At 42.6% G+C, this 12009-nt stretch carries 10 protein-coding genes and 1 pseudogene; 8 read left to right on the top strand and 3 right to left on the bottom strand.

All coding sequences use genetic code 11. From position 1 onward, the window contains the following. Positions 1 to 29 precede the first annotated feature (29 nt). A complete protein-coding gene (locus tag GSF13_RS12560) occupies positions 30 to 1286 on the bottom strand; it encodes an aromatic amino acid transport family protein (RefSeq protein WP_010606473.1) in 1257 nt (418 codons plus the stop codon). Between the two features lie 278 nt (positions 1287 to 1564). Between GSF13_RS12560 and GSF13_RS12565 the strand changes: the two genes are divergently transcribed. Next, positions 1565 to 2326, top strand: coding sequence for a peptidylprolyl isomerase (locus GSF13_RS12565; RefSeq protein ID WP_174170970.1), 762 nt, complete (start codon positions 1565 to 1567; stop codon positions 2324 to 2326). Between the two features lie 113 nt (positions 2327 to 2439). Here the strand turns inward: GSF13_RS12565 and GSF13_RS12570 are convergent, their stop codons facing one another. Continuing rightward, positions 2440 to 2670, bottom strand: a complete 231-nt coding sequence (locus tag GSF13_RS12570) for a hypothetical protein (protein ID WP_045965390.1) — start codon at positions 2668 to 2670, stop codon at positions 2440 to 2442. A 193-nt stretch (positions 2671 to 2863) separates the two neighbouring features. Between GSF13_RS12570 and GSF13_RS12575 the strand changes: the two genes are divergently transcribed. Next, positions 2864 to 3331: a hypothetical protein gene (locus GSF13_RS12575; protein ID WP_010606476.1), complete on the top strand. Its 468-nt coding sequence runs from the start codon at positions 2864 to 2866 to the stop codon at positions 3329 to 3331. Positions 3332 to 3401: 70 nt separating this feature from the next. Here GSF13_RS12575 and GSF13_RS12580 read toward each other — a convergent pair whose 3' ends face one another. Then, complete coding sequence (locus GSF13_RS12580) at positions 3402 to 4997, bottom strand: ABC-F family ATPase (protein ID WP_010375453.1); 1596 nt, start codon at positions 4995 to 4997, stop codon at positions 3402 to 3404. Positions 4998 to 5243: 246 nt separating this feature from the next. Here GSF13_RS12580 and GSF13_RS12585 point away from each other — a divergent pair, with 246 nt between their 5' ends. From GSF13_RS12585 to GSF13_RS12610, 6 genes and pseudogenes are all read left to right on the top strand, one after another. Then, a complete protein-coding gene (locus GSF13_RS12585; RefSeq protein ID WP_211868610.1) occupies positions 5244 to 7307 on the top strand; it encodes a DUF2235 domain-containing protein in 2064 nt (687 codons plus the stop codon). Continuing rightward, positions 7304 to 7830 (top strand): annotated as a pseudogene (locus GSF13_RS25000) (hypothetical protein). The gene GSF13_RS12585 and the pseudogene GSF13_RS25000 overlap by 4 nt, the downstream one beginning before the upstream one ends. 70 nt (positions 7831 to 7900) lie before the next feature. Continuing rightward, entirely contained in the window at positions 7901 to 8428 is a 528-nt protein-coding gene (locus GSF13_RS12595) for a hypothetical protein (protein WP_211868612.1), read from the top strand. Between the two features lie 70 nt (positions 8429 to 8498). Beyond that, entirely contained in the window at positions 8499 to 9029 is a 531-nt protein-coding gene (locus GSF13_RS12600; protein WP_211868615.1) for a hypothetical protein, read from the top strand. A 70-nt stretch (positions 9030 to 9099) separates the two neighbouring features. Further along, a complete protein-coding gene (locus tag GSF13_RS12605; protein WP_211868617.1) occupies positions 9100 to 9627 on the top strand; it encodes a DUF2931 family protein in 528 nt (175 codons plus the stop codon). A 151-nt stretch (positions 9628 to 9778) separates the two neighbouring features. After that, positions 9779 to 11938: a S46 family peptidase gene (locus GSF13_RS12610; RefSeq protein ID WP_211868619.1), complete on the top strand. Its 2160-nt coding sequence runs from the start codon at positions 9779 to 9781 to the stop codon at positions 11936 to 11938. The last annotated feature ends 71 nt before the right edge of the window (positions 11939 to 12009 follow it).

The following is a 12009-nucleotide window of genomic DNA, read 5'->3' on the forward strand; positions in this document are numbered from 1 at the left end:
AGGTGAGGGAGGCGATGCCTCCCTTTTGGTTAGCCTAGCATGTTATACAGTAATGCAGAAACCGCCAGCAAGCCGACGAATAGTACAAAGTAAGTGCCAATGTGGCTTTTGTATTTTTGTAGTGCCGGTACTTTAAACACGGCAATGGTTGGCATGATAAACAAGATCATCGCAATAATCGGGCCTGAGATAGCCCCCATCATGTCCAAAATACTTGGGTTTAATACGGCGCACACCCAAATAGCAACAAACATAAATACCACGCCTAGCTTGTCAGCAAGCTTGTAGCTCATACTCGTTTGCTTGGTTGCAAGGCCGTTAAAGCTTTCGCGTGCACCAAGGAAGTGGCCTAGGAAAGACGAAGTAATCGCGATAAATGCCACAAGAGGGCCAAGCATTTCAATAAATGGATTGTTATAAACGTTAGCTAAATAGGATAAAACAGAGACGTTCGCCGATTTTGCTTCTTCCATTTGCTCTGGTGTTAGAGAGAATACGCAGGAGAACACGAATAGCAAAACAAACACGATCAACATAATGGAGGTCGTACGAAGAATGGCTTCTGATTTTTGAACTGCCTCACTTTTGTAGTGACGACGCTGCACGTTAGCAAAGCTAGATATAGCGGCTGCATGGCTAAATGAAAATACTACGATAGGAACGGATAGCCAAAGCAACTCGGTTAAGCTCGCAACGTCAGGCGTGCTTATCACTGGCATTTGCCAGTTAGGCACTAAATAGAGTGACAAAAACAGTAATACCCCAACCAGCGGGTAAACCAAAATAGCAAAAGCACGCAGTAGCAGCTTTTCGCCGCCTAGCATAATGGCAATCATCCCGGCAACGAGCAAACCGGAGAGTAAAATACGAGATGGCGATTCAAAGCCAAGTTGATTGACAATAAAGCTGTCGACGGTATTGGTTAGGCCAACACCATAGATAAGCAAAATAGGAAAAATAGAGAAAAAGTAAAGTAAGGAAATTAAACGGCCAGCACCTGCGCCAAAGTGCTCTTCTACTACATCCGTAAAATCGGCATTTTTTTGCTTTGATGAAAGGACGAACCGGGCCAATCCTCGGTGTGCTAAATAGGTCATAGGGAAGGCAAGCACGGTCATGATAACGAGTGGCCAAAAACCACCAATACCTATGTTAATTGGCAAGAATAAGATACCTGCGCCGACCGCAGTGCCAAATAAACTTAATACCCAATGTGTGTCGTGTTGGGTCCAGCGCCCGTCGCTGATGGTATTCATCTCCATCATCGCTTCAGAGGAATTACTCATATACTTGTTGTCCTGGATTTAGAATTATAATCGGGCGCATCATATAAAAAATGACGAAGTGTTGCATGTATAAACCGTCTACTCCGAGGAGTTATGCGGTGAAATACGTTTGTTTGACTAAAACTTGCTCAAGGTGTGGTGGGTTCTTAACCGGTTATTGTAAATCTAAGTCTGCAAATGTTCTTAATTGTTACCACTGGCAATGAATTGCTAGCCGACTTATAAATAAATTTTTATTCTAGTTTGCAAAGAGAATTAAAATAACCAAGTGGAAAAGTATGTTCAAGCTAAACTCTCTATTGCTCGCTTCAACTTTGTTGGGAAGCTTCGCTGCTAATGCAACGATTGTCGAATTTCAAACTTCTCATGGTAGCTTTCAGGTCAATTTATTTGATGAAAGTACGCCTAAAACCGTGGAAAACTTTTTGAAATACGTAGATAACGGGCGTTATTCTGATACGGTAATTCACCGCGTTATTCCAGATTTTGTTGTGCAAGGTGGTGGCTTCAAATATGAAGGAGATGTGCCTCTTGATGCCATCGCTACTTACGATGCTGTAAAAAATGAACCTAAATGGTCTAACGTAAAAGGCACTATTGCAATGGCAAAGGTAGCAAATAGACCTGATAGTGCGACAAGCCAATGGTTCTTTAACTTGGTAGACAACAGTAAAAATTTGGACGTTGACAACGGTGGCTTCACAGTTTTTGGTCAAGTGACTGGTGATGGCATGGAAATATTAGAAGCGATAGCAAAAATTCCTCGTTGTGGTAATGTGCCATTAGTTAACTTCACTGATGAACAGTGTAAAGATAGCAATAGTGAGCCGGGGGCAGCTAACTTTGTAACCATAAACGCAATTACTGTGCTGGATGATGATCCCAAATCAGCTCAAGGCTTAAGCCCAAAAGCAAATACCTTGATTGATCAAGTGCCTGATAAGCCTTCAACTGACTCTGATTCATCTGGCGGTTCAATGTTTGCCGGCCTTATGTTGCTGGCTGGTATTTTCGGATTTAGACGTAGATTTCATAGGTAACCAAGTTACTTTGGTTGCAGATGCTAACGATAGCATCACAGTCCCTAGTTAACCTGATCTCAGGTTAATAACTTGGAAGCGCACTTCGGTGCGCTTATTTCTTTATTATTAAGTTATTCGTCTTCGCCAAACAGTGCAATCGCTTTTGTCGTCAAACTATACTGGTCACGGCCATCCACTTGGATAAGCCCTTCATTGAGGTGAGTAGTCACAACGTCTTCGAGTAGTTGTTGATCTACGTATGGGAGTGAAAAAGTGTGGTGATTGATATCGCACGATTCTGGAAAGCTTGCTTTCAGCTTAGACAGCAACATTATCGAATACATATTCTGTAAACGTTCCATAGCCGACCCTTTTATTATTCCAATTTTTGCGAGAACAATCCTAACAGCAAAATTGTGTGTTTGTCTATTTTTTGCTCTTTTATACTGCTCTGCTTTTTGAACTCCCTCATTCATTCGCGTTATCACAACAGATGTCTATGCTTATAGGTATTATCATCACTATGCTCACAAAGTGAAAATAAGGGATTGTTACATGGATTTATTACAATTTATTTCAGCTACAACTCAAATAGTGACGGCGGCTACCGCAGTAATTACCGCTTATTTAGCCTATCAAACCTATTTAAAGCCACCTGAACAAGAAGATGAGCCTGAACCGAGTTCAGAAGTTGATGAATCGGCGGATGAGAAATTAACGGAGACGCTGGTTTTTAAAACCTCAAGACAAAAAACTACACTTAAGGTGACGCCTCAAGGATTAGAATGCTATTTGGAAGACACGAGGGAAGGAAAAGGTGGTCATCAATGGACTTTGTCCATCAGTGACGTTCGGGCGATTCTTGATGCGAAAGCCTATCACGTCAATCCTGGGTATAAAGTGAAAACAGGCACGTTTACATTGGGTCCAAAAAGAAATTGGTTGTACACCAAGTCTTTATTTCCAGAACCAGATTATCTTGAGAGCGTGTTGAAAAGTCTATTGCAGAATGTTGAGAAATGATAAGGCTTGTTTAGTTTCCAAAACAAGCCTTACTGCTTTGCTTGAACTGAGTGTTGTTACCTCGTCACCTTTAAACGGCTTCAGCCGCTTTCTTCGCGAGGTATTCGTCGTACGTACCATGGAAGTCGGTGATCTTACCGTCTTTAATTTCCCAAATACGCGTTGCGAGTGATGAGACAAATTGGCGGTCATGCGATACGAAGAATAACGTACCTTCGTATTGTTCAAGTGCCAAGTTGAGAGACTCGATTGATTCCATATCCATGTGGTTCGTTGGTTCGTCCATTAGTAGGATATTTGGCTTATGCATCATGATTTTACCAAATAGCATACGGCCTTGTTCACCACCTGAGATCACCTTAACTGACTTTTTGATGTCGTTTTGAGAGAACAGCATACGGCCAAGGAAGCCGCGTACGACTTGCTCGTCATCGCCTGGCTGTTGCCACTGTTCCATCCATTGGAAAAGATCCAGATCTTTTTCAAATTCGTCAGCATGGTCTTGCGCATAGTAACCAATATTGGCGTTTTCTGACCATTTATACTCACCTGCTTGCGGCGCTTTACGGCCTGCTAAGGTGTTGAGTAGTGTCGTTTTACCGGCACCATTTTCACCGATGATGGCAACTTTCTCGCCGACTTCAACAAGGCCATTTAGGTCAGAGAATAGGGTGTCGTCATAACCTTGTGATAGCGAGATAAGCTCAAGTGCGTTACGGAATAGCGGCTTTTCCTGCTCAAAGCGAATAAATGGATTTTGACGACTTGATGCTTTAACTTCTTCCAGTTGGATCTTGTCAATTTGCTTAGCACGAGATGTCGCTTGCTTCGCTTTTGAGGCGTTTGCAGAGAAGCGCGAAACGAACTGCTGTAGCTCAGCGATTTGCGCCTTTTTCTTAGCATTGTCTGACAACAGGCGCTCGCGAGCTTGCGTCGCAGCAAACATGTATTCATCATAATTACCTGAGTAAATACGCAGATCGCCATAGTCGATATCCGCCATGTGTGTACACACTGAGTTTAAGAAGTGGCGGTCGTGCGAGATGATGATCATAGTACAATCACGCTGATTCAATACGTCTTCCAACCACTTGATAGTATAGATATCCAAGTTGTTGGTTGGTTCGTCTAAGAGCATGATATCTGGCTCTGCAAATAATACCTGTGCAAGTAGTACACGCAGTTTCCAGCCAGGAGCAACTTCTGACATTAAGCCATAATGTTGCTCGGTTGGAATACCCACACCGAGGAGTAATTCACCCGCTTTTGCTTCTGCGGAATAGCCATCCATTTCAGCAAATTGCGTTTCAAGGTCGGCAACACGCATGCCGTCTTCTTCGCTCATTTCAGGTAATGAGTAAATGCGATCGCGCTCTTGCTTGATTTCCCACAGCTCTTTATGACCCATGATCACTGTGTCTACAACCGTATATTGCTCGTAGGCAAATTGATCCTGATTTAGCTTAGCGATGCGCTCGTTTGGATCGTAGTTTACGTTACCTGCACTTGGCTCTAGCTCTTTGCTTAGGATTTTCATAAAGGTGGATTTACCGCAGCCGTTAGCGCCTATTAGGCCATAGCGGTTACCGTCACCAAACTTAACGGAAATATTCTCAAACAGTGGTTTTGCACCAAACTGCATAGTGATGTTGTTACACGAAAGCATAAATTTGACTCATTACTGACAATTGCGGCGATCCTATCATTTATGGGTGACAAATGATGTAAAAAGTTTGGCTAACTCACACATTACTTTTGCGGCTGATATAGCAAAGACCTAGACGTTGAAAACTTATCGTCATAAGACGTTTTATTTACGATTTTATTAAATTTTATTTACCAATTGGGCGGTTAAATGTTAGCCTGTTTTAATGCGAAAGGATGATATAAAAACTAACTCTGGTGAACAAGGATGAAAATAGTTGAAGAAAAACATAATTGGTTGATTGACCAACAAATCGATGAGCTTGAAGTCTTACCACCCCATACCACAACCGCTCATTTACCGTCAGAAATTAGAACGCAACTAAAGCCTCATGCCAGTGATTGGATAGTATTGCAACAAAGACATAATTGGCGCCATGTTAAGCGTGACGAATTTACTCGTGTTTTTATAAAGACCAAAAAGGGCTTACAAAGTGTAAGGTCTGGCAGTGCTGCCGGTTCTAGAGAGCAGCTAATCATCGTTAAACGCAAGTCTTATTTCAAAGCAGAGATTAGAAACAATGCCTTTACAAGCAGTGGTGGGGTTGATCCTAATCAGCCCATTGGCGCAAGCCAATTAGACCCGTTAACACCGGTTGAACAGGTATTGGCCTCGATTAACGTCGATAAATCACCTGAGGTGGCTGAAAAGCGCATATTGGTGTCGCTGGAAGGGGAGTTGGCGGTGAGTTTTGTGATCCAAGGTGCTAATACTCCCACATTATCCAGAGCCTCTGAAGGGGCAACACAAACGCCTCTGATATTCGGCAAGTTGAGTGAAGATGGTCGCTATAGCCTAAAAGCAAAAATCTTAGGTGTGCCGGAGCAGGTGCTTTTTAACAATGTGCCATATGCAGACCTACTTGATATAGAAAAAGTAAAAGCACTTAAGATTGGCGCTGAGGGCGGAGTGCAGCTGATTAAACACAGAGTGTCAGGTGAGGGTAATATACACCTATATTTTATTAGCGAGCCTCCGAGTATCGGGATCTTCTTTGATGGTACAGGCAACAACAAGTACAACGATATTTTGGACCCATTTGATGATAAAGAGCCGACGAATATCGCTAAGCTCCATGAGTTGTATGACACTGGAAAAAAGTTTGTTTTTTCAGAATACATAGAAGGAGTCGGCACAGCGGCAGGAAAGAAAGACTCGATCGTAGATTTAGCTATAGCCTATAGTTTCGATGAAAGGTTAACGAGCGCGATATCTAAGTTACGTCTATTTCTTAAGGGTAACAATATACGGCTTTGTCAAAATGTATTGGTAGATTGTTTCGGTTTTAGTCGTGGTGCAGCGGCAGCAAGGGCATTTGTTAATCTGGTTAATGAAATGAGAGAAGCGCAAGATATTAGATTGGTTGGTAAAGAGGTGGTATTTCGCTTTGTTGGTATTTTCGATACCGTCGCGTCTATTGGAGGGGATGGAGATAATGATCATGGTGAGCTGTATGCTAGAGATGAGTTAGAGAAGGCGGCTAGACTCGATCTTAATCAAGCCAGTGCTGGGGCTGTATATCACTTAACGGCTTGGGATGAGCGGCGTGATAAATTCCCACTAAGCTCATTAAAAAATAAAGATGGCAGTTTGTTTGCTAATCACAAGGAAGTCCACTTGCCAGGCGTTCATTCTGATATTGGGGGCGGGTATGCCCCTATCAGTTTTGATATTGAGTATCCTTTAAAGCGCATTCGTGGCATTCCCGGAAATCCAGAGCATGAAGCAAAAGTACAACAGGCGAAATTGGCAATTGAACATAAATATCAGTGGCCTGGTATTAACGTGGATATGGTCTATCGCTTTAAAAGGCTAAGATATGGTGCTAGTCGCTCGGGAAGAGATAAGGATTTTTACACCACATACCGGCCCGTTTGGAGACGTAAAATAGATAATACCCTTGCCCATTATGGACTGCACCACATGTATAACGAGGCAATTCAACATGGCGTTCCGCTAAAAGATATGGCGCGTCTTCAAAGTATCTACCCTTATGAACTTAGCAACGAGGTCGCAACTTTGGTACCTAAAGCTCTTAAAGCTGGGCCAGCAAGCCAAGCTTGGCAGAAGTTATACGAGCATTATATTCATATTAGTTCTCGGTTTACGGGAGCTGTGGATAAAATGGCTCATGGAGCTGAAAGAAAGGCAAAATACGCCACTGAAAATGGACAAAGGGAAATGTTTTACAATAATGCAAAAGCGCTACCGCAGGTACAAGTTTGGAAAGCGTATAAAAATGGAAATAAATCAATTTGGAGAAAAGGATGATTAATAAGCTCTATACCATTTTACTGGCAGTAATACTGCTTTGCAGTTGCTCTTCACATACCGAGCTCGAAAAATTAAATATAGGTATTTCCGCTTATGAAAAAAGTGACCTGATGGTAAAGCTGATATTTGACGATAGATTTTCCCCCCAGCGGGCGCAATAGGTTGCTGTTGGGGGAATGCGCAAAAAAATGGATCGTTTTGGGGAGCCGAAATACCACATAAAGTAAAAGCGCAGTGGTGGGATTATAAGCAGGGAAAACACTATCGTGCAGCGTTAACTGTACAGCGTGACAAGGCGTACAAAATCGCGGGTAATTTACCTAGCATTACCCATTACACAGGCGAAACAGAAACCGATGTTGAGCCCTATATTATCTTCGGCTTTGGTGAAAAGGGTGAAGTAAAAATGTGGATTTCTAATGCACCGTTTGATGGCGTCGAAGGACGAATTTTAGAGGAAATCGGATCGGCACAAGCGACTTGGGAACATTTTGAATTAACCGATGAGATGTTTAATTAGATAAGCGCCCACAATCCAAAGTTAAGATAAAAAACAAATGAGACTAGGGATGTTCGACTTGGAGAAAAGGATGTTCAATAAGCTCTATACCGTTTTACTGGCAGTAATACTGCTTTGCAGTTGCTCTTCACATTCCGAGCTCGAAAAATTACATATAGGCATTTCCGCTTATGAAAAAAGTGACCTGATGGTAAAGCTGATATTTGACGATAGATTTTCCCCTCCCGCTGGTGCTATAGGCTGTTGTTGGGGAAATGCTCAGAAAAAAGGATCGTTTTGGGGTGCTGAAATCCCACATAAAGTGGATGTTGAATGGCGAGACTACAAGCAAGCAAAACTTTACAGAGCTTCATTCAAAGTTCAGCGGAAGAAAGCCTACCATATAATTGACGAATTGACTCCTGTTACATTTGCATCAGGACGTGTTGATGATGATGTGAATCCATTCATCATTTTTGGGTTTGGTGAAGGAGGTGAGGTAAAAATGTGGATTTCTAATTCAGCATTTGCAGGAGTTAAAGGGCGCATTTTAGAGGAAATTGGCTCGGCTCAAGCGACTTGGGAACCCTTTGAATTAACCGATGAGATGTTTAATTAGATAAGCGCCCACAATCCAAAGTTAAGATAAAAAACAAATGAGACTAGGGATGTTCGACTTGGAGAAAAGGATGTTCAATAAGCTCTATACCGCTTTACTGGCAGTAATACTGCTTTGCAGTTGCTCTTCACATTCTGAGCTCGAAAAATTACATATAGGCATTTCCGCTTATGAAAAAAGTGACCTGATGGTAAAGCTGATATTTGACGATAGATTTTCCCCTCCCGCTGGTGCTATAGGCTGTTGCTGGGGGAACGCTCAAAAGAAAGGTGTGTTTTGGGGAGCTGAGATCCCACATAAAGTTCAAGCAGAATGGTGGGATTATAAGCAAGGCAGGCATTATCGTGCTGTGTTTATAGTACAGCGAGACAAGGCATACAAAATCGCGGATAATTTACCGAGTGTGACTTATTACACAGGCAAAACGGAGACCGATGTTGATCCTTATATCATCTTTGGGTTTGGTGAAAAGGGAGAAGTAAAAATGTGGATTTCTAATTCTCAGTTTGCTAGTGGAGTTAAAGGACGCATTTTAGAAGAAATTGGTTCAGCACAGGCGACTTGGGAGCCCTTTGAATTAACCGATGAGATGTTTAATTAGATAAGCGCCCACAATTCAAAGTTAAGATAAAAAACAAATAAGACAAGGGATGTTCGACTTGGAGAAAAGGATGATAAATAAACTCTACATCATTTTGTTGCTAGTAATACTGCTTTGCAGTTGCTCTTCACATACCGAGCTAGAAAAATTACATATAGGTATTTCTTCGTACGAAAAAAGCGATTTGATGGTGAAATTGATATTTGATGATAGGTTTTCACCCCCTGCTGGTGCGGTAGGCGGTGGTTGGGGAAATGCCGTAGGAAGTGGGACGTTTTGGGGAGCCGAAATCCCATATAAAGTAAAAGCGCAGTGGTGGGACTACAAGCAGGGAAAACACTATCGTGCAGCGTTAACTGTACAGCGTGACAAGGCGTACAAAATCGCGGGTAATTTATCGAGCATTACCCATTACACAGGTGAAACAGAAACCGATGTTGATCCCTATATTATCTTTGGGTTTGGTGAAAAGGGTGAAGTAAAAATGTGGATCTCTAATGCACCGTTTGATGGCGTGGAAGGACGCATTTTAGAAGAAATTGGTTCGGCACAAGCGACTTGGGAACCCTTTGAATTAACCGATGAAATGTTTCGCTAAAAAAGTGAAAACTAGGCGTTTTATCTTGGTACTTTCTGCATGGTTGTTTACATCGGTTTATCGAATTCCACCGAAATAAATTGCTATTTGGCGCTATCTTGGGTCACATTACTGACCGCAATTAAAATAATATAACATTTAGGATTGGAATATGCGTGTTAAAGCTATCTCCGCGGCCATGGTGTTGGCCTTTTCTCAGTACGTTGCTGCCGATGAAGGCATGTGGCAACCACATCAACTACCTGAACTTGAATCTATTTTAAAGTCTAAAGGACTAGAGATTGACGCTAAGTCAATTTCAAAACTCACTGAGTTCCCGATGAATGCGGTGATTAGCTTAGGTGGCTGTACGGCGTCATTTGTCTCTCCTAAAGGTCTGGTTGTGACAAACCATCACTGTGCATACGGCTCTATTCAATACAATTCAACAACAGATAACAATATTCTTGAGAATGGCTTTTTAGCAAAACAGCCAAGTGAAGACTTGCCGGCGGCACCGGGCTCACGCGTTTATGTGACAAAAGAAGTGTCGAACGTAACGGATAAAGTTAATGCTGGGACGGACTCACTGACCGGTAAAGCACGTTTTGACGCCATTGACAGTAAGCGCAAACAGCTTGTTGCCGAGTGTGAGCAAGATGAAAGCTATCGCTGTAATGTTTATACCTTTCATGGTGGATTGGAATATTACCTCATTAAATCGCTAGAGATAAAAGACGTCCGTCTGGCATACACGCCAGCGATGGGCGTGGGCAAATATGGCGGCGATATAGATAACTGGATGTGGCCTCGTCACACTGGCGACTTTGCTTTTTACCGTGCATATGTGGGTAAAGATGGTAAACCCGCTGAGTTTTCTAAAGATAACGTACCCTACAACCCAGAGTCATTCTTGAGTGTGAGTGCAAAAGGCGTGCAAGAGGGCGACTTTGTAATGGTGACGGGTTATCCGGGTCGTACCAACCGTTATCGCATTGCTTCTGAAGTAGATTATGTGTTTAACACGGTTTACCCCATGGTACGTAAACATAACTCAAAGTATGTGGCACTAATTGAAGAAAATGCACCAGAAGGGTCGCAAGCTCGTATCGCCTATGAAAGCACCATTGCAGGTTACAACAACTACATCAAAAACTTTGGCTCTATGATTGAAAGCTTCAAAAAAGGTAGTATGTATAGCCGCAAGCAGCAATTTGAGCGCGATCTTAGCACTTGGATCAATGCCGATGCAGACCGTAAAGCAAAGTATGGCGCCGTGCTAAACGAATTGAGCGAGTTGGTTGCTCAATCTCAAGCTCATTATGAGCGTGATATGATGGTTGGCTATATCCACCGTTCGCAAATGATGTCTACTGCGCGTAAGCTTTATCGCTTGGCGGTTGAAAAACAAAAGCCTGATGCTGAGCGTGAGAGTGGTTATCAAGAACGTGATATGCCAAAAATCAAAGCGGGGCTTCAGCGTATGACGCGCCGCTATGATGAAACAGTTGATAAAGCGATTATGCTTTACTTCATGGAGCTTTATGCAGCCTTGCCAAAAGAAGCGCGTTTAACTGAAGTCGATAAGCAGCTTCAACTCGAAAGCGGCTTCAATAAAGCAAAACACCAAGCGCTGCTAGATGAGATGTATGCTAACTCTAAGCTTGCTGATGAAAAAGCCCGTCTTTGGATGTTAGATTTAGAGCTTGAGCAGTTAAATCAAAGCTCTGATCCATTCATTCAATATGCAAAAGCGATTTTTGCAGTGATGAAGCAAATCGAAGATGAAGAAAAAGAATTGGCTGGTAAGCAGCAATCTGCACGTCCAGCTTTGATGGAAGCCATTATTGCTTACAACAAGTCGCAAAATAAGCCAGTTTACGCAGATGCTAACAGCACACTCCGTGTCACTTACGGTACGGTAGGTGGCTACTCACCGCAAGATGGCTTAGTGGCAACGCCATTTACTTCGCTTGAAGGGTTACTGGCTAAAAATACCGATGTTGAACCATTTAACGCGCCGAAAAAGCAACAGCAGTTGATCCGCGAAAAAGTATATGGTCAATATACAGGTGGCATGAATACCGTACCGGTGAATTTCCTTTCTAACGTGGATACCACAGGTGGTAACTCAGGTTCGCCGACCTTAAACGGGAAAGCGGAGTTAGTAGGTTTACTGTTTGACGGTGTATATGAAAGCATTATTGGTGACTGGGATTACGATAAAAACCTAAACCGCTCAATTCATGTTGATTCGCGTTACATGTTATGGGTAATGGACAAGGTTGATAATGCACAAAACCTGTTAGATGAAATGAAGATAGTAAAGTAGGTCGACCTTTAGGTCGACAATCCCCCCAACGTTTAAAGGGTAGTCTTTGGGTTTAAAGGGTACCCTTTAGG

Origin of the sequence: Pseudoalteromonas sp. M8, from assembly GCF_018141365.1 — a bacterium.
Lineage (GTDB): Bacteria > Pseudomonadota > Gammaproteobacteria > Enterobacterales > Alteromonadaceae > Pseudoalteromonas.

Coding starts and splice junctions, on each gene's coding strand:
- GSF13_RS12580 (WP_010375453.1), bottom strand. CDS start 4,997: ATGCTTTCGTGTAACAACATCACTATGCAGTTTGGTGCAAAACCACTG.
- GSF13_RS12610 (WP_211868619.1), top strand. CDS start 9,779: ATGCGTGTTAAAGCTATCTCCGCGGCCATGGTGTTGGCCTTTTCTCAG.
- GSF13_RS12565 (WP_174170970.1), top strand. CDS start 1,565: ATGTTCAAGCTAAACTCTCTATTGCTCGCTTCAACTTTGTTGGGAAGC.
- GSF13_RS12560 (WP_010606473.1), bottom strand. CDS start 1,286: ATGAGTAATTCCTCTGAAGCGATGATGGAGATGAATACCATCAGCGAC.
- GSF13_RS12585 (WP_211868610.1), top strand. CDS start 5,244: ATGAAAATAGTTGAAGAAAAACATAATTGGTTGATTGACCAACAAATC.
- GSF13_RS12600 (WP_211868615.1), top strand. CDS start 8,499: ATGTTCAATAAGCTCTATACCGCTTTACTGGCAGTAATACTGCTTTGC.
- GSF13_RS12605 (WP_211868617.1), top strand. CDS start 9,100: ATGATAAATAAACTCTACATCATTTTGTTGCTAGTAATACTGCTTTGC.
- GSF13_RS12575 (WP_010606476.1), top strand. CDS start 2,864: ATGGATTTATTACAATTTATTTCAGCTACAACTCAAATAGTGACGGCG.
- GSF13_RS12595 (WP_211868612.1), top strand. CDS start 7,901: ATGTTCAATAAGCTCTATACCGTTTTACTGGCAGTAATACTGCTTTGC.
- GSF13_RS12570 (WP_045965390.1), bottom strand. CDS start 2,670: ATGGAACGTTTACAGAATATGTATTCGATAATGTTGCTGTCTAAGCTG.